Raw genomic sequence first — 24,361 nt, forward strand, 5'->3', positions numbered from 1 at the left:
AAGTAATTGGAAAGGAAATAGTCCAGAACGATTGTTCTGGACTATTTTTTATCTTGAGAAATAAGTGCCGCTTTTTAAACGTTATTAAGAATCAATTTACATAAGATTAGTTGATAGTAGCATAATATTTTCAATAAATAATAAAGCATGTCCTTGAATTTTTTAGTATTCTAGCCTATAAAGCATAGGCTATTGATGGGGCTTTGTCATCTGAAATGAAATAATAGATCGTTAAGGGATAACAATTGATTTGAGAAGCGTTTGTCCTGCTAAGTGATGAAAGTGAATTCTGTGAATGGAGATGGCTCGAGTAAGTTTTAGAAGAAACTATTTAGGTAGGAGTCTAGAAAAATATGGGCTTCCAGTACTGTGAATTTATAAAAAGTTCAATTAAATTTAGGGATCCTTTATGGATTTTTTCACACAAGGTTAATCGTGAAAAAAAGAGAAGACCAAATGGTCTTCTCAATGGGGGAACTGAAATAATGGGAAAGAATCAATCAAAGAGGGTTATTAGTCTTTGAAATTCTTTTGAAAGATGAGGAGAGACAAGATAGAAGTAATGGCTGCCAAGTAGAGGAAGGCAGTTGCTTCTTGTTCCCCAGTTGCTGGAAGTTGTCTTTCCTTGTCTTCTTTGACTGTAGTTGTAACAGGAGTTTTTTCATCTTTTGCTGGTGAATTGTCTGTTACGACTGGAGCAGTTTTTTCAGTCTCTCTTGGGACAACATACTCAGGAAGAGTCACAACTGGTGGCGCTTCTGTTCCAACTGAGCTCTGTTTGCTACCTACCTCAATCACTCGATCTTGAGCTGGAGTTGCTTCTGTTTGGAGAACTTTGCGATTGTCACCGTCCACTTCAACATACTCGACTAAGAGACCGTCTTTCCCTTCTGATAGAACGTGCTCTTTTCCTTTGTCTAATTGTGGGTTTTCGCGACGAATAGTCTTGAATGGTACGACCTTATTGAAGATTTCCAAGCTTGGAAGTGTAAAGACAAGGTCTTTAACCCCTTCCTCAGGACTTGAAGAAGTAATTGGTTTCTCAGGTTGAACTGGAGTTTCCGGTTGCGCTGGAGTTTCCGGTTGAGCTGGAGTTTCTGGTTGAGCTGGAGTTTCCGGTTGAGCAGGTTTTTCCGGTTGAACTGGAGTTTCCGGTTGAGTCGGTTTTTCAGGCTGAGTTGGTTTTTCCGGTTGAACTGGAGTTTCCGGTTGAGTCGGTTTTTCGGGTTCAGCCGGCATCTCAGGTTGAGCTGGCTTTTCAGGCTCAGTAGGTTTTTCCGGTTGAACTGGAGTTTCCGGTTGAGCCGGTTTTTCAGGCTGAGCAGGCTTTTCAGGATTAGTAGGTTGTTCAGGTTGAGCAGGTTTTTCCGATTGAGCAGGTTTTTCGGGCTCAGCAGGCTTATCCGGTTGAGTCGGATTCTCAGGTTGCGCTGGAGTTTCAGGTTGAGCAGGTTTCTCAGGCTGAGCTGCTTCGAGCTTGCTGATTTGTTCGAGAGCAGTTTCTAGCGCTTGATTGACTGCTTCCTGAGTTTTAGCTTCTTGGATTGCAGCAATGGCTTGGTCAGCAATTGTTAGCAATTGCTTCTTAGCTTCCTTGTTGGATCCAAGCTCAGCGACTTTTTTCTCGATAGCTTTTGTCAAGCTGTCCATAGCCTTATCGTACTCAATTTCCGGTTGTTTTGGTTCGGCTGGTTGCTCAGGCTGGTCAGGTTTCTCAGGTTCTTCTGGCTGTTCCGGTTGCTCTGGACTAGGTTCCTCTTGGCCTCTTTGATAGTTCTCGTCCTTGGATAGGATATCTTGTAGGGCACTGACTGTCAACATGACTTCTTGAACATCCACTGCATCAGCACTGAGTTGATTTCTCAATTTTTCTAGATTTGCTTGGAAAGCTTGGCGTGCAGTAGCCGTATTTTTCAAGCCTGCTGGATCAAAGTTGGACAGATCATCTTTCCATTTTGAGATAGACTGGATGATATCTGCCTTGCTGTAGAGTTCACTACCTTCGCCACGAGTGATGAATTGGTCTACCTGAATACCGATATTTTGAGACAAATCATTTCGATTAGGATCTAGTTGAAGGGTGACTGCGTGCAAGTTTTCGTCCAGACCTTTTAAGCTAACCAGAGTTTGATTGCCTTGGCGTTGGGCTGCACGACCGCTAAAGTATTTCTTACCATCAATAGTTGAAGCATTTCCCATTCCATCTTGGTAAGGAACTTCTTTGCCGTCTAGGAAGACTTTGTAGATACCATGATTTGGATCAACATAGCCCTTTATATCCAGTCCAGTACCGTAGAAGTAGGCTGTGACAGTTGTCTTTTTCTTTTGCTCGTCAGTTAAGCGACCAAAGGAAGCCCAAGACTCCGTTTTTTGGTACTTGTCTGCCGAATTGGTTTCATGGTGCCATCCAGGACTGTAATCCAACTGACTAGCTTGATCATCATAGTTTGTTTGGTCCTTGATTAGCAATTCAGCTTTCATCACTTGAATGGTTGCATCTGTAGCAAAACCGAGCAGGGCACCATCAGTGACAGAAGTGAGCTTGGCTTTGAAGTCAAAGACAGAGTCGGCTTGTTCTGTAAAGTCAATCGTTGGGATGGTCACAGTCTTTTCTGTTTCTCCATCTTTAAAGGTCACATCTTGAGTTGTATCTTGGTAAACTTTACCGTGAACTCCAGTTCCAGGTTCTGTGATGAAGCGCACAGTAGCAGTCCCCTTGCTTCCACCAACACGCTTAATCTTAACAGTGACTGGTTTTCCTTTTTCGACTTCGTAGTTGGTAGACTCGAGTTCAAACATCCCCTTACTATCATTGTTTAGGGTGTAGATTCCTTCTGTAGCAATTGGTTCGCCTGTTTTATTTACAAGAGTAATAGTGTGTTGGCCTGGTGCTAAATCGCCTGTCTCAAAGACTTTTTGGCTGCGTTTACGGCTAGCATTCTTAGTTTGGACATCGGCAACCTTTTGACCATCAACGTAGACGGACATTTCTCCATGACCAGGATCGACTGTAGAGACGACATAGGCCTTGGTTCCTGTGAAGGTATAGCTTGCTTTGGCATCTTTTTGATTGGTCCACATAGAAGTACCACGAACCCCTTCAGATTCATTGTACCAAGTTGTTCCAGCTGTATCTGCCGTTGTGTTTGAGTGGTATTCCAGTCCAAGAGGGTAGCCATCTGTTTTTTCAATGCTGCTTGGTGTCTTGTAGACTGAGAAGTTGGTTAAGATTGGGGTTGCTTGAGCACCGGTGATGGTTACACGGATTTTTTGTGCTTCTACAGGCTTGCCTTGAACCAAGCGACGGTAACCAACGGTCGAACCTTCGCCGTATGTCACCCAGCGACCGTTGATTTCAACTTCAATCTTGAAACCAGAGATACGTTGACCTTTGGCGATGTCTTCTTTGAGTTCAACGACGTCAAAGCGTTTCTTTTGGCCCAAATCTACTGTAAAGCTACCAGTTGTGGCATCATTTGAGAGCGCCCAGCTGGTGTCATCTTTACCGTCTGTGAGGTGGCTTTCCTTGTAGAGGTGGTTTTGACGAGTCGAACTTGCTGTTACGGTGGCACCTTTGGCAAAGTCAGTGGAATACATTTGGTCTAGGGTTGCTTTGAATTCCTTCAAGCGAGCCACATCCGCATCTGCGAATTTTCCTTCTTTATTTGGTGGAATATTGAGAAGGAGTGGGGTTCCACGACCAACGGACTTGAAGTAGATGTCCATCAACTCTTTGAGTGATTTCGGCTGTTGATTGTCATGATAGAACCAGCCCGAACGGATCGAAACATCAGCTTCCCCTACAGAATACATATCACCATCTGGGTCACCATGGTTGAGGTATTCGTTTTTCACATCGTCTGTGATGTTGGCTCTTTTAACTTTATGCCATACAGGGTCACCTGCGATACCCCGTTCATTTCCGATCCAGCGAACGCTTGTCGGTTGAGCAGAGAAGATAGCAATATCTCCTTCAGCTTCTTTGATGTATTTGAACCATTCATCGAAGGTATAGGTTACTTTTTGGGCACCGCTACCACGTGCACCGTCCATCCAAACCTCGATAAATTTCCCTTTATTACCGTATTTTGGATTACCAAGGATTTCTTTCAGCTGGTTGAGATAGTATTGGTTGTATTCTTTTTCGGTTGCGACATGGTATTTTGGATGGTTGGCATCCCATGGTGATAGGTAAACACCCATGTTCATGTCGTACTTGCTAGCAGATTTGGAAACTTCTTCGAGAAGGTCACCCTTTCCATCTTTCCATGGGCTAGCAGCTACGGTATGGTTGGTGTACTTAGAAGGGTAAGCAACGAATCCGTCGTGGTGTTTAACAACCATAATGGTTCGTTTGAAGCCAGTTTCCTTCAGAGTACGAATCCACTGGTCAGTATCCAAGTTGGTTGGATTGAAGTACCGGGGGTCTTCTTTCCCATTTCCCCATTCAGAATTGGTATAGGTGTTCATTCCGTAGTGGATGAAGGCTGCCAATTCTTCCTTGTGGTAATCAAGCTGAGCCTTGCTTGGAAGAGGTCCATGATTGCCAATTTCGGTTTCTTTATCTTCTGGATGAGCCACTGGTGGAGTCGGCGTGGCAGGATTAGTCGTATCAGCGACTGGCTCGTATTCAAAGACGATCTCATTAACACCTTTTTGCTGGATCCTTGCTTCCAGGCTAGCCTTGACTGGACGGTAGCCAGCAATGTCTTTTGCATGGAAGGTGTTGACAAAGGAAACGTCATACTCTTGGCCGTCATTGTTATCAACTGTCGCTTCCGCTAGTTCAGTAGTGGTTCCTTTTTGACGGTAGTAAACTTTGAAGGAGCCTTTGTTGACTTTATAGACCACCTTGATGACACGTGTACCGGCAGGCGCTTTGCTGACAACATTGTAATCTTCAGACCATGTATCTTTTAGCTGTTTATTGACTGCTACGCCATCAATGGATACAATTTCGTATTTGTCTTTATTCTTCTGATAGAAGTCCGTCTTCTCGATTTCTTTTTTGAAATTATAGTCAAATGGCGAATCAACAGCTGTCTGTTCGATAAAGGTGTCATTATCTTTGACAGGATTTCCTTCTTCGTCTTCGTGTTGGATAACCACACGACCGTATTCAACTCCCTTGGTCAAGGTAGCAATCCCATCTTGGTTGAAGGAATATTCGTTGCTTCCGATAACAGCTGTTTCGTTCCGAAGCATACGTCCTTCATCGGTAAAGTAGTAACGATTTCCGTTATCACCTTGGTACCAGCCTTTCACACCATACTTGGCAATCATGTCCTTCACCCATTTCAGTTGTTCAGGTGAAAGGACGAGTCCGCCACCAAAGCGATCCTTTTCAGCCACACCATTGTCAACGGTTCCGTGTTGGTGAACCCCCAGAACTTTTCCTTGGCTATCGACAATCCCGCCACCAGACAAACCAGATACAGAAGTGGTTTTATAGGTGATACCAGTCGTTCCCTTATCATCATAGGACTCAACAGATCGGATGGTCCCATCTGCCTTGTAAAGCTGACCAGCTAGGATAGGTTGTTTCAGTTCTTTGGAGCTCGAGTCAGTTGGATAGCCAATCGTACTGATGGCTTCTCCCGGCTGATGCGTCTTGTGCTCCGCTAAAGGCGCAAAGGTTGCTGCTTTGTTTGGACTAGCAATCGGAAGAGGAATAGGAGCTTCTACAAGAGCAAGGTCGTTCTTATAGCCTTTTCCAAACTCCTTCTTATTCCAGAAATGGATATCCTTTTCTCTGAATAAAACCGTAGTTCCAGAAGATGGCAGTGAATTTTTCTTTTCGCTGTTTGAACCAACGTTATAGTAGAACTGGGCAGATTTTCCACCACGAATGTGACCCTCGCCAGTTTCTTTATTGGCCTCTAGGAAGTTATGAGCAACGGTAAGGATCAGGTTAGGTGCTACGAAGATACCTGAGCCTGAAACGAGGTAGCGTTGTTCCCCTGCATTGTAAGTGCTGTAAACCATAGTAGCAGCAGTAGCAGGTTGCCCCTCGTAGTTGATGTGTTTGAGGTCTTGTCCACCGTTAATGATGGCACGGTTTCCGTTCTCAGCTTCTTTTGGAGCTTCTTCCTTGTCCTTTAGAATGCTCTTAGTTTCTACCTTTGGACTAGCTTTCTGGTCAACGATAGTAGTCGTATCGAGTTCTTTGACAGGTGTGTCTGGATAGGCACGGTCCTGAATGTCTTCAGGGAGCAAGTCAGCACTGTTGGTATCGGCAACAGGTGTTTCTTGTTTTTCAACTTCTACACGGCCTTCTTCTTTGACTGGTTCAGCCTTGGTCTCTTCTATATCTGCGACTTGTTTCATTTGCTGATCTAAATTGGATGTCGTGGCAGGAGACGTTTCGTCTGCACGCACGGTTCCAGAAGCAAAAAATGCCAGTCCGACGATAACAGAGACCACACCTACAGTCAACTTTCGAATGCTAAATGTTTGCCCTTTTTCAAAAAGGTATCGATTCATAATATACTCCTAGTTTTTAGAAAGGCAGTCAGCTACTGCCCAAGCCCAAGTCTGACTTGGTTACAACTTGATTTAATGAAAAAACTCTCTGATAATTTGTAAGCCACCTTACCTCCTGTTTATAAAGCGCTTTCATTTTAAGATAAAAAAATTTAAAAGGTCATTTCTCCCTTAAAATGACTGAAAACTTTTAATATAACAAATATACTAAATTAATGAAAGAATTGCAATAGCAAAAAGCAAAAAAATAAATATAAATTAAAGAAAATCAGTTACTTTTTAAAGAAAAAACGCATCCTTTCAGGGTTCAAACTAAATGAAAAGATACGTTTTAAAAAGAAATTAGAGTATTTTTTGGAGAGACTCTTGGATGGTTTGGGGGTCTGTTTTGGAAGAGAAGCGCTCAAGGACTTGCCCATCTCGGTCAATGAGAAACTTAGCAAAATTCCATTCGATTCCTTTTCCTAGCGGGCCAGACTTCTGGTCTTTTAGCCAAACATAAAGAGGATCTGCCTCCTTGCCGTTGACCTTGATCTTGGCAAAGCGAGGAAAAGTGGTCTGGTAGTGTAGGCTGCAGAAGCTATTGATTTGCTCTGCGCTGCCGGGTGCTTGTCCCATAAACTGATTGCAAGGGAAATCTAAGATTTCAAATCCCTGATCTTGATAGCGGTCATAGAGGTCTTGGAGTCCCTGGTACTGGGGCGTTAAACCACATCCAGTAGCAGTGTTGACAATCAAGAGAACCTTGCCACGATAGCTATTCAGGGGAGTTGCTTGGTTATTTTGGTTCAAAACGGAAAAATCATATATACTGGTCATTTTTCTATATTCTCCTTATGCATTCCTGATTCAGAGTGTTTCATCTCGTGTTCCGATAAAAAGGCATAGGTCATGGTTCCAAAGATGGCACCAATACCCAATCCCAACACTAGTAAAGGGAGCATTTTATCGAACTGGGAGAGATTGTCCCAAAAGGTATCGAGGGGAAGATGCTGAACAAAGAGTTTGTGAAAGGCTGATAAGACAAACAAGCCAATTGGAAGACTGATGAATACACCCCAACTACGAAGGTTGATTTGGCTTTTGCTGTAGCTTTTGTGATGGATTTCGGACGGGTCATCCTTGTCTAAATGTAAGTTGCGAACTGCTAGTCTCGCCCTAGATGAGAGGACGAAGATAAGTCCAAAATAGAGGTAGGGCATGGCATCTCGAATCAACTCTATGAAGCGTCCAAATAGGAGATAGAACAAGAAGAGTAGGAGGTAGGAGTAAACGATTTGGATCAAGGCACGGGCACAAGCCTTGTAAATCATCTCTTGACGGCATTCATCAAAAGGCCCTTGTATGTGAAAGAATAGTTTGAGTAAGCGAGCGGTGAGATCTTCTTTTTTCATGGGAGTAACCTCCTAAATGAGCGATTTTTGATTGACTTCTTTAAAGAGTTGATAGAGAGTATAGAAGTAAACCAAACTCGAAATGATACAGATTATTAGAAATACCAGGTATCTCCAATCCATAGGATTTGTTAAAAGTTGTGGAAAGGATACGAGGATAAAACAGAGAGATGCGTTTAGAAGACGTATTTTTTTTGATTGGATTTTCTGGAATCTCTGTCCCTTGTTCAATACAGGAAGGAATAAAAGAAAGATAATCAAGAAAGGATGCTCAATATGTCCAGAAAGTAGGAAAAAGGTAACAAAGATACTGATAAAAACATGACTGATCAGTAGTCTAGCTAGTGATTTCATAAGGCACCTCCTAGTCGTCTTCTTGGTCTTTCTTGGCTTTTCGAATGCGAAGAGAGACGATAATTTGTATGGTCACTCCGAAGAAGAGGGTAGCTAGGATAGTTGATACAAAATGCCCTGTATTTAAAAGAGAACCAAGATAATCCTTGCTATCATCGGTTAGGACATTCAGAAGCGGTATTCCAAAGAACATGCCCATGCCATAGATTAGACCGGCTTTTAGACCAGGAAAATGCAGTTGTTTACTTTCTTTCTTACTTAACATTTCGGGATCAATAGCTGTGATGCCCGTTTTCTTGGTTTGGGAGACCACATAGAGGGCAGCCATCATCGAAATGCCAAACACCACGAGAGGATAACCGATAGCGACAATTTGCGGGTATTTATAAGCAAGGACAAAGGGGATGAGGTTGCCAAATGTCATCAGATAAAAGAGGACAATAAAGACCTGATTCCCGATACGATCGGCCTCGCGCCGTTTGTGTTCGTCAAGGGGACCAGAAATACCGTATATGCGTTTGATGAGTTTTTCAGTGAGAGTTTCTTTTTTCATTTGTTTGCTCCTTTTTTAAAAATCGTCTTCCCAAAAGAGGCTATTGAGGTCAGTTTGGAGGCTGCGGGCGAGGTTGAGACAGAGTTCTAGGGTTGGATTGTACTTGTCATTTTCAATCATGTTGATGGTCTGTCTCGAGACACCGATATCTTTGGCGAGCTCGAGCTGGGAAATGCCCAGTTCCTTGCGGAATTCTTTCACACGATTCATAGGGTCTCCTTTCTGATATGTCGTATATATTTGACTATATTATATTCTTTTGGGGATGAGGTGTCAAGTATATATGACATATTTTTGAGAATTTTTTTCGAAGAAACTTAGCCTTGTCTGACAAGTGCAAGCTGGTCAGATTTGTGGTAAAATAGATAGGATATGACAAAAGAATTTCATCATGTAACGGTCTTGCTTCATGAAACGATTGATATGCTTGACGTAAAACCTGACGGTATCTACGTTGATGCGACTTTGGGCGGAGCAGGCCATAGCGAATATTTATTAAGTAAATTGAGCGAAAAAGGGCATCTCTATGCCTTTGACCAGGACCAGAATGCCATTGACAATGCGCAAAAAAGGTTGGCACCCTATATCGAAAAGGGGATGGTAACCTTTATCAAGGATAACTTCCGTCATTTGCAGGCACGTTTGCAGGAGGCTGGTGTCCAGGAAATTGATGGAATTTGTTATGACTTGGGAGTGTCCAGTCCTCAGCTGGATCAGCGTGAGCGTGGCTTTTCTTATAAAAAGGATGCGCCACTGGATATGCGGATGAATCAGGAAGCTAGTCTGACGGCCTATGAGGTGGTCAATCATTATGACTATCATGACTTGGTTCGGATCTTTTTCAAGTATGGTGAGGATAAGTTTTCTAAACAGATTGCTCGTAAGATTGAGCAAGCGCGTGAGGTGAAACCAATTGAGACGACGACGGAGTTGGCAGAGATTATCAAGTCTGCCAAGCCTGCCAAGGAACTCAAGAAAAAGGGGCACCCTGCCAAGCAGATTTTCCAGGCTATCCGAATCGAAGTCAATGATGAGCTGGGTGCAGCAGATGAATCCATCCAGCAGGCTATGGACATGCTGGCTCTAGATGGGAGAATCTCGGTCATTACCTTCCATTCGCTGGAAGACCGCTTGACCAAGCAACTATTTAAAGAAGCTTCAACAGTGGAAGTTCCCAAAGGCTTGCCCTTCATTCCAGATGACCTTAAGCCCAAGATGGAATTGGTATCCCGCAAGCCAATCTTGCCAAGTGCTGAAGAGCTAGAAGCCAACAACCGTTCGCATTCAGCTAAGTTGCGCGTGGCTAGAAAAATTCACAAGTAAGAGGAAAAACATGGCAGAAAGAATCGAAAAAACAAGCCAGTTATTGCAAACGAAGTTTAAAGGTTTTTCACGTGTGGAAAAGGCCTTCTATGTTTCGATTGCTGCAACAATGATTATCCTGGCAATTAGCGTTGTGTTTATGCAGACCAAGCTATTACAAGTTCAGAATGAATTGACCAAGGTCAATGCTCAAATCGAAGAAAAGAAAACAGAGCTCGACGATGCCAAGCAAGAGGTTAATGAATTGATTCGTTCAGAACGTTTGAAAGAAATTGCAAACTCTAAGGATTTGCAGCTGAATAACGAAAATATCCGAGCAGCGGAGTAAGAAATGAAACAGTGGAAAGAAAAAATCATCCGTTATGCCGTTCGTAACCGTAAATCTCCAGAAGAAAACCGCAGAAGAGTAGGGAAAAGCCTGAGTTTATTGGCTGTCATACTCTTCGCTGTCTTTTTGGTGAACTTTGCGGTTATTATCGGAACGGGTAAAAAATTTGGTAAGGATTTGGTTCAAGAGGCCAAAAAGGTTCACCAAACAACCAAGACGATTCCAGCCAAGCGGGGGACCATCTACGATCGTAATGGAACGCCTATTGCTGAGGATGCAACTTCTTATAATATCTATGCCGTTATTGACAAGACCTACAAGTCAGCAACAGGCAAAATTCTCTATGTAGAGGATTCTCAATTTAATAAGGTAGCTGAAATTTTCCATAAATACCTCGATATGGAGGAGTCTTATGTCAAGGAACAACTTTCTCAGCCAGATCTAAAACAGGTGTCTTTTGGTACCAAGGGAAATGGGATCACCTATGCCAATATGATGGCTATTAAAAATGACCTTAAAACAGCTGGCGTTGAGGGAGTTGACTTTACAACTAGCCCTAACCGCAGTTATCCCAATGGACAGTTTGCTTCTTCCTTTATCGGTTTAGCGCAACTCCATGAAAATGAGGATGGGACCAAACGTTTGATTGGGACATCTGGATTGGAGAGTTCTTTAAATAACATTCTGGCGGGTACAGATGGGATCATCACCTATGAGAAAGATCGTCTGGGAAATATTGTTCCGGGTACAGATCAAGCTTCTCAACAAACAGTAGATGGAAAAGATGTCTACACAACCCTTTCTAGTCCCTTGCAATCCTTTATGGAAACCCAGATGGATGCCTTCCAGGAAAAAGTAAAAGGCAAGTATATGACGGCTACCTTGGTTAGCGCTAAAACAGGGGAAATCCTGGCTACGACCCAACGGCCGACCTTTAATGCAGATACCAAGGATGGCATCACAAAAGACTTTGTCTGGCGTGATATCCTCTATCAAAGTAACTACGAGCCAGGGTCAACCATGAAGGTGATGATGTTGGCTTCGGCTATTGACAACAATACCTTCCCTGGTGGCGAGTACTTTAACAGTAGTGAATTGAAAATAGCAGATGCGACCATTCGAGACTGGGACGTCAATGAAGGATTGACTAGTGGTGGCACCATGACCTTCTCTCAAGGATTTGCTCACTCAAGTAATATCGGAATGACCTTGCTTGAGCAAAAGATGGGGGATGCAACCTGGCTGGACTACCTCAACCGTTTTAAGTTTGGGGTACCGACCCGTTTTGGTCTGGCAGATGAGTACACAGGTCAATTGCCTGCTGACAACATTGTCAATATCGCCATGAGTTCATTTGGACAAGGGATTTCTGTTACCCAGACCCAGATGCTTCGTGCTTTTACAGCTATTGCCAACGATGGGGTTATGTTGGAGCCGAAATTTATCAGTGCCCTCTATGATCCAAATGACCAGTCTGTTCGTAAGTCTCAAAAGGAAATTGTCGGAAATCCTGTGTCAAAAACAGCAGCGTCCTCTACTCGGGAGCACATGGTCATGGTCGGAACAGATCCTGTCTACGGTACCATGTACAACCACAGTACAGGAAAACCAAATGTCAATGTTCCAGGTCAGAATGTAGCCCTCAAGTCTGGTACAGCCGAAATCGCTGACGAGAAAAATGGAGGCTACTTGGTTGGTTCTACCAACAACATTTTCTCAGTTGTGGCTATGAACCCTGCCGAAAATCCTGATTTTATCTTGTATGTAACGGTTCAACAGCCTGAACATTATTCAGGTATCCAATTGGGAGAATTTGCCAACCCAATCTTGGAGCGGGCTTCAGCTATGAAAGAATCCCTCAATCTTCAGTCAACTGCCAAGAACTTGGATCAGGTCAGCAAGACGACAAGCTATGCTATGCCGGCTACCAAAGACTTTACTCCGGGTGACCTAGCAGAAGAATTGCGCCGAAACCTGGTCCAACCAATTGTTATCGGAACAGGAACCAAGATCAAGGAACTCTCGGTTTCTGAAGGAGATAATTTGGAAGCCAATCAGCAGATCTTGATCCTGTCAGATAAGGTCGAAGAAATGCCTGATATGTACGGCTGGACAGATGAAAATGTGCAAACATTTGCTAAATGGCTGAATATAGAAGTCGAGTGGGAAGGTAGTGGCAAAACGGTCAAGAAACAAAGTGTCCGTGCCAATACAGCCCTCAAAGACATTAAAAAAATGAAAGTAACTTTAGGAGATTAAGATGATTAGTTCCATTAGTGCTGGAATTCTAGCCTTTCTATTGACCTTGATTGGCATTCCAGCCTTTATCCGATTTTATCGAAAAGCACAGATTACGGGTCAGCAGATGCACGAGGATGTCAAACAACACCAAGCTAAAGCTGGGACTCCAACCATGGGAGGTCTTGTCTTCCTTATCGTTGCAGTAGTTGTGAGCTTTCTTATTGCTCTCTTTACCCAACAATTGACCAACAATGTAGGTATGATTTTGTTTATCTTGGTGTTGTATGGTTTGGTAGGTTTTCTGGATGATTTCCTCAAGGTCTTTCGTAAGATCAACGAAGGCTTGAATCCTAAGCAAAAGCTTGCTCTCCAGCTCCTTGGAGGAGTGATTTTCTACCTCTTTTATGAGCGTGGTGGCGATATGCTTTCAGTTTTTGGCTACCAAGTTCATTTGGGTTTTTTCTATATTTTCTTTGCCCTTTTCTGGCTAGTTGGTTTTTCCAATGCGGTGAATCTGACTGACGGGATTGATGGCTTAGCGAGTATTTCCGTGGTGATTAGCTTATCGGCCTACGGTGTGATTGCTTATATGCAAAATCAATTGGATATTCTTCTTGTGATTCTTGCCATGATTGGTGGTTTGCTAGGTTTCTTCGTCTTTAACCACAAACCTGCCAAGGTCTTCATGGGAGATGTAGGAAGTTTGGCTCTTGGTGGGATGCTAGCAGCAATCTCTATGGCCCTCCACCAAGAATGGACCCTTTTGTTGATTGGGATTATCTATGTCTTTGAGACAAGCTCTGTTATGATGCAGGTTACCTACTTCAAAATTAGTGGTGGAAAGCGTATTTTCCGTATGACGCCTGTTCATCACCATTTTGAACTTGGAGGATTCTCAGGTAAGGGCAATCCTTGGAGCGAGTGGAAGGTTGACTTCTTCTTTTGGGGAGTTGGGCTTCTAGCAAGTCTCTTGACCTTAGCCTTTTTATACCTGCTGTAAAAATAACCTTTGATAAAAAAATAAAACAGGATGAAGAACAACTTCATCCTGTTTTTGTGTGCTTAAAGGTTAGTTGGAGTCATCCTTTCTTCCTTTTAACATAAAAGTGGCTGTAAGGGCTAGGCTGAGGCCTGCTAAGAAGAGGAGTGGGTTGGATGCTTCTCCTGTTGCTGGCAGCTCTTCTTTAGGAGAATGATTTCCAGCTTTTGCAAGGCTAGGACTAGCTGAAAGTTGTTCAGCCTCGTGTGCCAAGGCTTCTTCATCTGAAGTACTTGGTTTATCCTCAGTGTTAGAGCTGGTTCCAGTTGCTTGATAGACGACAGCATAGGTACTGAAATGATTAGTGATGAATTCTACCTTTCCGTCTCGAACGGTGAAATCAAGGGCTTGCAACTCCTTGGTCGGAGTGATGTAGTAGATGTTTTCTACGCTAGCTGAAATAGGCAAGCGAACTAAGACAGAGCCTTTTGGCTGCAAACTATGATCTGTTGGATTTTTCAGTTGTAGGTCGTAAGCATCATAGGTCTTGCTAAAGAGTTCTTGAGCTAGGACACGTCGGCTAGAGATGTGAGAAATTCCTTCTAGGTCACTGACTCCACCAATAATTTCTACTCCAGTTTCCTTATCTTTTAAGACTCGAACTGGATAATCAGGAAGGCTAAGGGTTGGAGCAGCCTGATCCCCACTAGTTCCGATAGGCTCGGTGTACTCAGGTTTTTCAACAGTAGGAGCTTCCTCTTGCCCTGCCGTTCCGATCGGCTCAGTGTATTCAGGAATTGTCACTGTAGGTGGTTCCTCTTGCCCTGCCGTTCCGATAGGTTCGGTGTATTCAGGCTTTTCTACAGTAGGAGACTCTTCTTGCCCCGCCGTTCCGATAGGTTCGGTGTATTCAGGCTTTTCTACAGTGGGTGGCACTTCTTGCCCTGCAGTCCCGATAGGTTTAGTGTATTCCGGAATTTCAACAGTAGGAGCTGGTTCGTCTCCCTTACTTGTAGTTGGCTGGCTCTCGTCAACCTTCTTCTTATCTTTTTTAGTAAAGACAGCTACGACCGGGCTACTTGTGGTAGTTCCTTGAATGGCATAAGCTTCAATCGCTTTTCCAGTTTGTCGATCAGTAGCCTCAGGGATTGGCATTTGAACTTGATTGTCTTGGATTGATAGCACGGTCTGATCCCCACTTGTAACCAGATGCGTTTCGTCCACTTTGCGCAATACTAGAGGATCTTTGACACCTGGGAAGGTCACTGCGATGGCTTCCCAGTCTCCAGATGGTAGGGTTAAGGAAATTTCTTTGTCATTTTCCTTAAGAGGTGCGATACTTGGACTATCTATACCAATAGCAGGGGCTTTGATGATATCAAAGGAGTCCAGAGAAATTTTCTTGCGACCCTCTGGCGAATCTGGGTCAACTTGTAATGTCAGGGTGTGCGGACCGTCAGTAAGGTTTGTAAATTCACCAATAAAGGCCCTCTTTTCAGTTGCACCTGAAGTGTAGAAGTCTAGACTTGGCATTTCTTTGCCATCTAGTGTAACACGTGCTCGTCCAAGGGCAAGGCTCTTCAAACCATAGATACGAATACCTGTCCCTGTAAAGGAAATAGTTGCCTGAGCTTCTGAAGCTGCACTAGAGTCGCTGTTGTTAATATCAGCGTACTTTTCCGTGCCTCCGTAGAGTTCAGGGTCAGACCAGTCCTTAAACTGGGGACCATACTGGATACGCGAATCACGATCATCCATTTTTTCAATCGTATTGCCTGCTCCTGCTAGGATCTTGAAGTAGTCTAATGAAATTTTCGAGCGCTCACTACCACGTCCTTTGTGCTCACGTTTAACACTAAGAGTCAATGTGTGAGGCCCGTCAGACAATCCCGTGAAGCGACCGATGAGACTGCCTTTTTCAGTTGCTCCAGCAGTATGGAAGTCAAGCTCCCCGACCTCTTTGCCATCAATTTTAGCAGTGGCAAGACCTAATTCAGACGATTTTAGTCCATAGATTTCGATACCAACGCCAGTGAAAGGAATGGTAGCAGTGAGATCTTCGTCTGTGTAGTCTCCTTTTAAAAGGTCAGCAAATTTCTCTGTTCCTCCAAACAATTCTGAGTCTGCCCAGTTTCCAAAGGCAGCTCCGTACTGGATGCGACTATCTCGGTCGTCCATCAACTCGCTATAGGTTTCGACAGTAGCATGTTCAGACACTTGTGTGGCAAGTTCGCCCAGCATAGCCTTGACAGTATAGGTGTAGGCATGTTGAGGATCCAGTGATCGGTCAATAAAATGGGTTTGATTGGTTACAAATTCTCTGGTCGCAGAGGTTTGGCCAGTTTCGTCTTTCACTTGTCTTTGGATGACATAGTGGGTAGCGCCTTCTACTTGGTTAAAGGTGAGTTCGGCAGTGACTCCATTTTGTCGAACGGCTGTCAGACTGGTTACACGACCAGGGAAGTGTTCAAAGGTAATGACGTCACCTTTTTGTGTTGCAAGCTGGATACGATTATCTTTAAGGATCGTTGCCTTGACTGGTTTGCCATTGACCTTGATTTGGCTGGCTTCGATATTTGGATAGTCTACAATTAGGTCTCCACCGACATTTGAAAGGAAGGACAAGCTTTGCAGGTTTTTATCTTTCCACTTCATGCTGACTTCAAAGTTTCCACGGGCAACCAAGCCAGAAACCTGACCGTCCTTCCAAGCGTCAGGAAGGGCTGGCAATGACGCAATATAGCCAGTATGAGATTGGAGGAGCATTTCTGCCATCCCACTGGTTGCTCCAAAGTTGCCGTCGATTTGGAAAGGCGCGTGCGTATCCCAAAGGTTTTCTAGGGTTGAATACTTAAGCTGTTCAGCGAGTAAGCGATGGGCGCGGTTACCGTCCAGCAAACGAGCCCAGAGATTGATTTTATTGGCCTTAGACCAACCAGTACCACCATCTCCACGGTGGTTGAGGGTAGCACGCGCAGCCTCTAGATATTCAGCCTGGTCCTTGCTAAAGAGCGTACCTGGGAAGAGACCAACTAGATGGGAAACGTGGCGGTGGTTGTTTTCAATGCCTTCGTTGGTGAATTGTGGACTGTCCTCCTCATACCATTCTTTGATACGGCCCTCTTTGTTGATATGAAGCGGTTTGAGTTTGTCAAATTTAGCCTTGACCTCTGTGACTAAGTCTTGGTCGACATTCAGATGGTTGGCGACTTCCATGTAGTCGTGGAATAATTGCCAGACTAGCGATTGGTCAAAGGTGTTTCCGATGGTGATGGTCCCGTGTTCTGGTGAGTAGGATGGAGAAGACACCCAACGGTCACTGGCATGGTCGTAGTGTAAGAAGGAGTTCCAGAACTTAGCAGTTTCTTTCAACATAGGATAAATCTTTTCTTTGAGATAAGTCTCATCCTTGGTGAACTTATAGTAGTCATAGACATTCTGCATCATCCAGGCGTTAGCGGCCGGAGACCAACCCCAGTAGTAATTCCAGCCTGGAGTAGTCCAGCCAAATGGTGTCGCCTGGGTGTGGACCAGCCAACCATTTTCTTGTCCGTCTTTGGATTCGATGCCAGCATATTCTTTGGCAGCGATACGACCATAGTAGCGCATGTCGTCAATGTAATTGATCATTGGCTTGGCTGTTTCAGCCAGATTGCTCATATAGGCAGGCCAATAGTTCATTTGCAAGTTGACATTGAGGTGGTAATCAGCGTTCCAAGGTGGATTGTCTACAGCATTCCAGACTCCTTGTAGGTTGGCAGGAAGGGCATCTGTCCGATCACGAGACGAGCTGATGAGTAGATAACGTCCGTATTGGAAGAAGAGTTCTTCTAGCTTTTGCCCTTTGCTAGGGTTATAGCTTTGAAGGGCTTCTTTTGTCGTTTGAGCAGTCTTGCTTCCACCTAGATTTAGTTTGACGCGATTAAAGAGACTTTGATAATCCTTGATATGGTCTTGCTTAAGTGTTTCGTAGTCCTTGGCCTTAGCTGTTTCGACAATCCCTTTAACCGTTTTTTCGAGGTCAATGTCTTTTCGATAGTTGGTTTTAGGATTTTGAGCAAAGTTTGTTTTGGCGCTGAGATAGAGGGTGGCATAGCTTGCACCTGTAACGGTTAGAGTCTCATTCTGAACAGTGACTGTTCCGTCCGTTTTAATTCCTAGATAGGATGCAAATTTGAGGCCGTTATCTTTGACAGTTCCCTTTAGAAGAATTCCATTTTCATCTGTAGTGACATGTCCGTTCTTATAGTTGGAATATTCCCAAGAGTAATTACCATTAGCAAGCAAGTCTTCCGTCAAGCTGTTCCAAAGGGTAAAGTCAAGTGTCTTGTTTCCTTTTTTAGTCAAGTGGGTCACGGTGACATCATCAGGATAGCTGGAGAAGGTTTCGCGTTTGAAGGTTGTTCCATCTTGGGTGTAAGAAGTAGTCGTAGTGGCTTCTGTGATATCCAAACCACGATGATAATCAGTTACAGTATCTAGTCCTTTCTTCTGGTTATTAAAGACCATGAAGATATCCCCAAAGGCTAGGTAACGTCCATACTGGGCGTTGTTTGGTCCAACTAGATTTTGTTCAGCTAACTGTTTAGCTTTTTGGCGGTCACCAGCTTCGAGGGCTTTGCGTATCTCTGCTAAGACCTTGTAGCGTTCCTTGTAGTTTCCTCCGTTATAGTCGGTGCTATCGGGCTGTGGTCCTCCTGACCAGAGGGTCTTTTCGTTGTACTGGATTCTCTCTTCCCCGATGAGACCGAAAACCTTGGCTCCCATCTCTCCATTTCCGACAGGGAGGGTTTGCTTTTCCCATCCATCATAGGAGGGAGCTGTTGGCTGATTGTAGTTGAGTTGATAGTTTTCTTGTTTTGTCACAGGCTGATCTGCTTTTTCAGGTTCCTTATTTTCTTTAGCTTCTACAATGGCTTCTTCACTAGCTTGACTATTTGTCTTCGGAGTCTCCTCAGCTGGCTTGCTTTCGGAAACTACTGGACTTTCTGCTAGAGATGGTTTTGTAGTTTCAGTAGCTTCAGCTGCTTTGGGTTCACTATCAGGCTTAGTGATAGTTTCGACAGAGGTTGGTTCAGTTTGCTTGACCTCAACACTGTCTGCGGCTACAGTGTGGTTGACTAGAAAAATAGCTCCCAGTAAAACAGAAGCAGTCCCAACCGTCAGCTTGCGGATGCTATAGCGACAGGATTTTTCCCAAAAGTGTTTTTTCATAAAATCCTCCTTTGTTTATCCGAAACCGCTTACATTTTATAAAGCAGTTCCGTTTATTTTGTTTCTATTTATCTCCTCACCTCCCATTCTAATGGTCGCTTAGCATTTGTCAAGAGCTTTTTAGCAAGATACATATTTGCTGTTGTTTTTTCTTAAAATAGTAGAATAAGTAGCAAGCAGCCCCTCTTTTCCAACTATCAACTAGATCGTTTACGACTAAAAACAGTTGAGAGTATTCCCAACTGTAAGTGTTTATTTTGGATGTCTTTTGGCAAAGTCAACAAAGTGAAATTTTTCTAACTTATGCCGACTTTCGGTAAACTGAAACTGGCGCCCGTCTTGGAGATAGACTTTTGACTTGATTGAAACGACATAAGGGTCTTTGCCAATGTCCATGAGAATCTTGTCTCGATCACTCGTGTGGTCAATGGTAATTTCCTTTTGAGCATAGTCGATGGTAAGTTTGAGGTCGTCCTCTATATACGAGTAGATAGACTGTTCAGCAATTTGGCGAGTGAGATTTGGGATCAGTTCCATATCCAGATAGTCCGTATCCAGAACCGATACCAGGTCATCCACTACACGTTGGCGGACCACCTTCCAAACCATCCGAAACTCTGGGAAGCCGGTTATCAGTGAGGATTTTTTATCGATAATGATTTTATCCAGACTGACCACATTGGTTTTAGAACGCAGTCCAAGTTCTTGAACCAGTTCTTGGTAGCTGGTTAGGTTAGAGACGGGGAAATTGACGGTTTCTTCTTTGACGACTTGGGAACCTTGCCCCCTTATCTTCTTAATCAATCCTTCCTCTTGGAGGAGGGACAGAGCTTTTCGAACGGTGTCACGGCTCACCTGATACTGATTCATGAGTTCGTACTCGCTGGGGAGGAAATCTCCGACAGCGTAAGTCTCGTTTTGAATGGTTTTTTGGATTTGCTTAAATAATTGTTGGTATTTCTTCATCTTGCTTCCTTAAATAGGTTTTGAGTTTTATTCTATACAAACTTGTATCTATTTTACCATACAAGTGCTAGAAAATATACAAAAATATCCTCTTTTTACAACAAACAAGTTGCCTACAAGTTTGGTATCGTTTACAATAGTCTTATCAAATAAAACTTGCTTTGACAAGTATAAGGAGAATCAAATGGGAAAATTTGAACAAGAAGCCAAAGATCTGCTTCAAGCGATCGGAGGTAAGGAGAATGTCACTGCCGTAACCCACTGTGCAACGCGGATGCGCTTTGTTCTCGGTGACGAAAAGAAGGCCAATGTTAAGGCTATCGAGTCGATTCCAGCCGTCAAAGGGACCTTTACCAATGCAGGTCAATTTCAGGTGATTATTGGAAATGACGTGCCAATCTTTTATAATGATTTTACAGCTGTTTCAGGTATTGAAGGTGTTTCCAAAGAAGCAGCCAAGTCCGCAGCTAAGAGTAATCAAAATGTACTTCAACGTGTCATGACCACTCTGGCGGAAATCTTTACACCGATTATTCCAGCTCTGATTGTTGGTGGATTGATCCTCGGTTTTCGTAATGTCTTGGAAGGTGTGCATTGGTCAATGTTGGATGGCAAGACCATCACAGAATCCTCTCAGTTTTGGGCAGGGGTTAATCACTTCCTCTGGTTACCTGGTGAAGCGATCTTCCAGTTCTTGCCAGTAGGGATTACCTGGTCTGTCTCTCGTAAGATGGGAACCAGCCAAATCTTGGGAATTGTGCTCGGGATCTGTTTGGTTTCACCTCAGTTGCTCAATGCCTATGCAGTAGCTTCAACACCTGCATCCGAAATCTCAGCAAACTGGGTTTGGAATTTTGGTTACTTTACTGTTAATCGTATTGGTTATCAGGCTCAAGTTATCCCAGCCTTGCTTGCAGGTTTGAGTCTGTCTTATCTTGAAATTTTCTGGCGCAAACATATCCCAGAAGTCATTTCCATGATTTTTGTGCCTTTCTTGTCTTTGATTCCAGCTTTGATTTTGGCTCACACTGTCTTGGGGCCAATCGGTTGGACAATTGGTCAAGGACTCTCCGCAGTTGTCTTGGCAGGTTTGACGGGTCCAGTTAAATGGCTCTTCGGTGCGATTTTTGGTGCCCTCTACGCTCCATTTGTCATCACTGGTCTGCACCACATGACCAATGCCATCGATACACAATTGATTGCGGATGCTGGCGGAACTGCTCTCTGGCCAATGATTGCTCTTTCTAATATTGCTCAAGGTTCTGCCGTATTTGCCTATTATTTCATGCATCGCCATGATGAGCGTGAGGCTCAGATTTCACTTCCTGCGACCATTTCAGCCTATCTCGGTGTTACAGAACCAGCCCTCTTTGGGGTCAATGTCAAATACATCTATCCATTTGTAGCTGGGATGATTGGTTCGGCCCTTGCAGGCATGTTGTCCGTTACTTTCAATGTAACGGCGGCTTCTATTGGTATCGGTGGTTTGCCAGGTATTCTTTCTATTCAACCTCAATACATGCTGCCATTTGCAGGAACCATGCTAGTTGCTATTGTTGTACCAATGCTCTTGACTTTCTTCTTCCGCAAGGTTGGTCTCTTTACAAAGACAGAGGATGATACAGCCTTACAGGCAGAATTCGTTGCCCAAGAAGAGGCAGAATTTGTCAGTCATGAACCAGTAACCCTTGCTCCAGTAGAAATTGTCAGCCCACTGACTGGTCAAGTGAAAGAATTGTGTCAGGCGACGGATCCTGTTTTTGCATCAGGTGTTATGGGGCAAGGTCTAGTCATTGAACCAAGCCAAGGTGAGTTGACTTCTCCAGTCAATGGGACAGTGACGGTTCTTTTCCCTACCAAGCATGCCATTGGTATTGTCTCTGATGAGGGGGTGGAATTGCTCATCCACATCGGTATGGATACAGTAGGTCTTGATGGCAAAGGTTTTGAAAGTCTTGTAGCCCAAGGAGACCATGTCACAGTAGGTCAGAAATTGATTCGTTTTGATATGGATGTCATTAAGGCTGCAGGCCTCGTGACAGAAACTCCAGTTATCATCACGAACCAAGATGCTTATACAGCAACTATTACTGGAACTTATCCAACAACTATCCAAGCTGGAGAAGCTCTCATGGTCGCTACACGAATCTAATACTCTTTGAAAATCTCTTCAAACCACGTCAGCTTTATCTTCAACCTCAAAGCGGTGCTTTGAGCAACCTGCGGCTAGCTTCCTAGTTTGCTCTTTGATTTTCATTGAGTATAATTGAAATAACACAAACAGGGAAGGAACACAGGTTCCTCCCTTTTATCAGAAAAGGAGAAACAGATGGCACTTGATAAAGGAAAAGTAGTCTATCAAATCTATCCAAAATCATACAAAGACACCACTGGAAATGGTATTGGGGATTTCCGTGGGATTATCGAAAAAATTCCCTATCTAGCCAAACTGGGCGTGGATATGGTCTGGCTCAATCCATTCTATCCAAGCCCCCAACGGGATAATGGTTACGATATTTCAGATTATGTGGCAGTGGATCCTCTTTTTGGTGATATGGCTGATTTTGAGGAGATGGTGCGTGTCGGTAAGGAGCACAAGATTGACTTTATGCTGGACATGGTGCTCAATCATTGTTCGACAGAACACGAATGGTTTCAGAAAGCCTTAGCTGGCGACCAGTACTACCAAGACTTTTTCTTCATCCAAGACCAACCGACAGACTGGATTTCTAAGTTTGGTGGCTCTGCCTGGGCGCCTTTCGGGGATACAGGGAAATATTACCTCCACCTCTTTGATGAGACCCAGGCTGACCTTAACTGGCGCAATCCCAATGTCCGCAAGGAGCTTTTTAAGGTTGTTAATTTCTGGCGAGACAAGGGAATCAAAGGTTTCCGATTTGATGTGATCAATTTGATCGGCAAGGATGAGGTCTTAGTGGATTGTCCTGAAAATGAAGGAAAGCCAGCTTACACAGACAAGCCAATCGTTCATGACTATTTGCGCATGATGAATGAAGCGACCTTCGGTTCTGACGACGGTTTTATAACAGTTGGGGAAATGTCCTCGACAACCATGGAAAACTGTGTCCTCTATTCGTCACCTGACCGTCAAGAATTATCCATGACCTTTAATTTCCATCATCTCAAGGTGGACTACAAGGATGGGCAAAAGTGGACTTTAGCTCCCTTTGATTTTGAAGAGTTGAAAAGTCTTTATCATAGCTGGGGCAAAGAGATGAGTGACAAAAACGGCTGGAGTGCCCTCTTTTGGAACAATCACGACCAACCACGAGCCTTAAATCGTTTTGTCGATATTCAACATTTCCGCAATGAAGGGGCGACTATGCTGGCTGCCAGCATTCACCTGTCACGTGGGACACCTTATATCTACATGGGTGAGGAAATCGGAATGGTTGACCCAGACTATGATTCCATGGCTGACTATGTGGATGTCGAGTCCATCAATGCTTATCAGATGCTTTTAAAAGAAGGGAAAAGTGAGCAAGAAGCCTTTCAGATTATTCAGGCTAAGTCACGAGATAATTCACGCATTCCCATGCAGTGGGATGCTTCAGAAAATGCAGGATTTTCAACAGGCACTCCATGGTTGAAAGCTGGTAAATCCTATAAAGATATCAATGTTGAAAATGACATCCAAGGTCCGATTTTCACCTTCTATCAAAACTTGATTCGACTGCGTAAGGAAATGCCAATCGTTTCAGAAGGAAGCTACAAACCAGCCTTTGAAGACAGCAAGCAAGTCTACGCTTTTGAACGTCAGTATGAGGATGAAAAGTTACTGGTCCTCAATAACTTTTATGCCACAGAAATAGAAATTGAGCTACCAGCAGCCTACCAAAATGGACAGATTCTGATTTCAAACTATAAAGATGTAGAATTATCAGAAAAAATTCTTCTGAAACCGTATCAAACACTTGCTATTTATGTAAATTAAACGCAGCAAGGAGCTCTCTTTCATTGAAATGCAGGGCTCCTTTTTTGTCACCTATTGCCCTTCTTGAAAGCGTAAAACAAACTAGTCAGGAAAGTCACTTTGTGGTATAATATAGAAGACTCAAAAAGAAACAGGAGAAAAAGAATGGATTTACTTTTAGCAATTATTTTGATTGTGCTAGCTTTTCTAGTCGGAGCTCTTGGAGGGATGTACTTGGTTCGTAAGCAAATCGAAAAAGAATTTGCGGACAACCCACGTTTGAACGCTGAGGCAGTTCGTGCTCTCTTGAGTGCAAATGGTCAAAAACCAAGCGAAGCCAAGGTACAACAAGTTTACCACCAAATCATCCGCCAACAAAAAGCAGCTCTTGCTAACAATAAAAAGAAATAAATAGGAAAAGTCTGGGATGAAAGTTCCAGACTTCTCACTATGTTCAATAGTTCTCAAGGATAAGACTTTTTCCTTGCATTCTATTGATATTTGATTATGATTAAGAGAGAGGCAGTTTCCATTCTATCAAGCTGTCTATCCGTTCATTTAGGACGAGTAATCATGATGAACTATCAATCAG

Annotated in this window: 15 protein-coding genes; 7 read left to right on the forward strand and 8 right to left on the reverse strand. The window is 43.6% G+C overall.

Annotated features, from left to right (window positions below; translation table 11 throughout):
- Positions 1 to 513: 513 nt before the first annotated feature.
- The 6 genes from MK396_RS09255 to MK396_RS09280 form a co-directional block, all read right to left on the reverse strand.
- The gene (locus MK396_RS09255) at positions 514 to 6,483 is read right to left on the reverse strand and encodes an alpha-L-fucosidase (RefSeq protein WP_268724367.1); all 5,970 of its coding nucleotides are present in this window, start codon (positions 6,481 to 6,483) and stop codon (positions 514 to 516) included.
- Between the two features lie 342 nt (positions 6,484 to 6,825).
- Positions 6,826 to 7,302: a glutathione peroxidase gene (locus MK396_RS09260; RefSeq protein WP_268724368.1), complete on the reverse strand. Its 477-nt coding sequence runs from the start codon at positions 7,300 to 7,302 to the stop codon at positions 6,826 to 6,828.
- Complete coding sequence (locus MK396_RS09265) at positions 7,299 to 7,877, reverse strand: DUF3278 domain-containing protein (protein WP_268724369.1); 579 nt, start codon at positions 7,875 to 7,877, stop codon at positions 7,299 to 7,301. The genes MK396_RS09260 and MK396_RS09265 overlap by 4 nt, the downstream gene beginning before the upstream one ends.
- A 12-nt stretch (positions 7,878 to 7,889) precedes the next feature.
- Positions 7,890 to 8,231, reverse strand: coding sequence for a hypothetical protein (locus tag MK396_RS09270; RefSeq protein WP_268703470.1), 342 nt, complete (start codon positions 8,229 to 8,231; stop codon positions 7,890 to 7,892).
- 10 nt (positions 8,232 to 8,241) lie between these two features.
- Positions 8,242 to 8,784 (reverse strand): DUF3278 domain-containing protein, encoded by a 543-nt coding sequence (locus MK396_RS09275; RefSeq protein ID WP_268724370.1) that lies wholly within the window; start codon positions 8,782 to 8,784, stop codon positions 8,242 to 8,244.
- 15 nt (positions 8,785 to 8,799) lie between these two features.
- Positions 8,800 to 8,994 carry a helix-turn-helix transcriptional regulator gene (locus MK396_RS09280; RefSeq protein WP_001082470.1) on the reverse strand — a complete coding sequence of 65 codons (195 nt, stop codon included), beginning with the start codon at positions 8,992 to 8,994 and terminating at the stop codon, positions 8,800 to 8,802.
- Positions 8,995 to 9,156: 162 nt separating this feature from the next.
- On the opposite strand from MK396_RS09280, the gene rsmH reads away from it, so the two are divergent.
- The 4 genes from rsmH to mraY are packed head-to-tail and all read left to right on the forward strand — an operon-like array spanning position 9,157 to position 13,676.
- Positions 9,157 to 10,107: a 16S rRNA (cytosine(1402)-N(4))-methyltransferase RsmH gene (gene rsmH, locus MK396_RS09285; protein WP_000159388.1), complete on the forward strand. Its 951-nt coding sequence runs from the start codon at positions 9,157 to 9,159 to the stop codon at positions 10,105 to 10,107.
- 10 nt (positions 10,108 to 10,117) lie between these two features.
- A complete protein-coding gene (gene ftsL, locus MK396_RS09290) occupies positions 10,118 to 10,435 on the forward strand; it encodes a cell division protein FtsL (protein WP_000840795.1) in 318 nt (105 codons plus the stop codon).
- A gap of 3 nt (positions 10,436 to 10,438) precedes the next feature.
- The gene (pbp2X, locus tag MK396_RS09295; protein ID WP_084939602.1) at positions 10,439 to 12,694 is read left to right on the forward strand and encodes a penicillin-binding protein PBP2X; all 2,256 of its coding nucleotides are present in this window, start codon (positions 10,439 to 10,441) and stop codon (positions 12,692 to 12,694) included.
- A 1-nt stretch (position 12,695) separates the two neighbouring features.
- A complete protein-coding gene (mraY, locus tag MK396_RS09300) occupies positions 12,696 to 13,676 on the forward strand; it encodes a phospho-N-acetylmuramoyl-pentapeptide-transferase (protein WP_084881297.1) in 981 nt (326 codons plus the stop codon).
- 69 nt (positions 13,677 to 13,745) lie between these two features.
- Here mraY and MK396_RS09305 read toward each other — a convergent pair whose 3' ends face one another.
- Together MK396_RS09305 and treR are read right to left on the reverse strand one after the other, a co-directional pair.
- A complete protein-coding gene (locus tag MK396_RS09305) occupies positions 13,746 to 18,869 on the reverse strand; it encodes an SIALI-17 repeat-containing surface protein (RefSeq protein WP_268724371.1) in 5,124 nt (1,707 codons plus the stop codon).
- A gap of 252 nt (positions 18,870 to 19,121) precedes the next feature.
- On the reverse strand, positions 19,122 to 19,835 hold the full coding sequence (gene treR, locus MK396_RS09310; RefSeq protein WP_268724372.1) for a trehalose operon repressor: 714 nt from the start codon (positions 19,833 to 19,835) through the stop codon (positions 19,122 to 19,124).
- Between the two features lie 184 nt (positions 19,836 to 20,019).
- Between treR and treP the strand changes: the two genes are divergently transcribed.
- From treP to MK396_RS09325, 3 genes are all read left to right on the forward strand, one after another.
- Positions 20,020 to 21,987, forward strand: coding sequence for a PTS system trehalose-specific EIIBC component (gene treP, locus MK396_RS09315; RefSeq protein ID WP_268724373.1), 1,968 nt, complete (start codon positions 20,020 to 20,022; stop codon positions 21,985 to 21,987).
- A gap of 177 nt (positions 21,988 to 22,164) precedes the next feature.
- Positions 22,165 to 23,790 (forward strand): alpha,alpha-phosphotrehalase, encoded by a 1,626-nt coding sequence (treC, locus tag MK396_RS09320; protein ID WP_268724374.1) that lies wholly within the window; start codon positions 22,165 to 22,167, stop codon positions 23,788 to 23,790.
- A 144-nt stretch (positions 23,791 to 23,934) separates the two neighbouring features.
- Positions 23,935 to 24,180, forward strand: coding sequence for a YneF family protein (locus MK396_RS09325; protein WP_268724375.1), 246 nt, complete (start codon positions 23,935 to 23,937; stop codon positions 24,178 to 24,180).
- Positions 24,181 to 24,361 lie beyond the last annotated feature (181 nt).

The sequence above is a fragment of the Streptococcus oralis genome, assembly GCF_026782235.1.
GTDB classification, from domain to species: Bacteria; Bacillota; Bacilli; order Lactobacillales; family Streptococcaceae; genus Streptococcus; species Streptococcus oralis_CC.

What these genes read in the sequence shown, in the direction of transcription:
- MK396_RS09260 (WP_268724368.1), bottom strand. Translation starts at nt 7,302, where the DNA reads ATGACCAGTATATATGATTTTTCCGTTTTGAACCAAAATAACCAAGCA.
- MK396_RS09265 (WP_268724369.1), bottom strand. Translation starts at nt 7,877, where the DNA reads ATGAAAAAAGAAGATCTCACCGCTCGCTTACTCAAACTATTCTTTCAC.
- rsmH (WP_000159388.1), top strand. Translation starts at nt 9,157, where the DNA reads ATGACAAAAGAATTTCATCATGTAACGGTCTTGCTTCATGAAACGATT.
- ftsL (WP_000840795.1), top strand. Translation starts at nt 10,118, where the DNA reads ATGGCAGAAAGAATCGAAAAAACAAGCCAGTTATTGCAAACGAAGTTT.
- pbp2X (WP_084939602.1), top strand. Translation starts at nt 10,439, where the DNA reads ATGAAACAGTGGAAAGAAAAAATCATCCGTTATGCCGTTCGTAACCGT.
- treR (WP_268724372.1), bottom strand. Translation starts at nt 19,835, where the DNA reads ATGAAGAAATACCAACAATTATTTAAGCAAATCCAAAAAACCATTCAA.
- MK396_RS09280 (WP_001082470.1), bottom strand. Translation starts at nt 8,994, where the DNA reads ATGAATCGTGTGAAAGAATTCCGCAAGGAACTGGGCATTTCCCAGCTC.
- treC (WP_268724374.1), top strand. Translation starts at nt 22,165, where the DNA reads ATGGCACTTGATAAAGGAAAAGTAGTCTATCAAATCTATCCAAAATCA.
- treP (WP_268724373.1), top strand. Translation starts at nt 20,020, where the DNA reads ATGGGAAAATTTGAACAAGAAGCCAAAGATCTGCTTCAAGCGATCGGA.
- MK396_RS09270 (WP_268703470.1), bottom strand. Translation starts at nt 8,231, where the DNA reads ATGAAATCACTAGCTAGACTACTGATCAGTCATGTTTTTATCAGTATC.
- MK396_RS09325 (WP_268724375.1), top strand. Translation starts at nt 23,935, where the DNA reads ATGGATTTACTTTTAGCAATTATTTTGATTGTGCTAGCTTTTCTAGTC.
- MK396_RS09305 (WP_268724371.1), bottom strand. Translation starts at nt 18,869, where the DNA reads ATGAAAAAACACTTTTGGGAAAAATCCTGTCGCTATAGCATCCGCAAG.
- MK396_RS09255 (WP_268724367.1), bottom strand. Translation starts at nt 6,483, where the DNA reads ATGAATCGATACCTTTTTGAAAAAGGGCAAACATTTAGCATTCGAAAG.
- MK396_RS09275 (WP_268724370.1), bottom strand. Translation starts at nt 8,784, where the DNA reads ATGAAAAAAGAAACTCTCACTGAAAAACTCATCAAACGCATATACGGT.
- mraY (WP_084881297.1), top strand. Translation starts at nt 12,696, where the DNA reads ATGATTAGTTCCATTAGTGCTGGAATTCTAGCCTTTCTATTGACCTTG.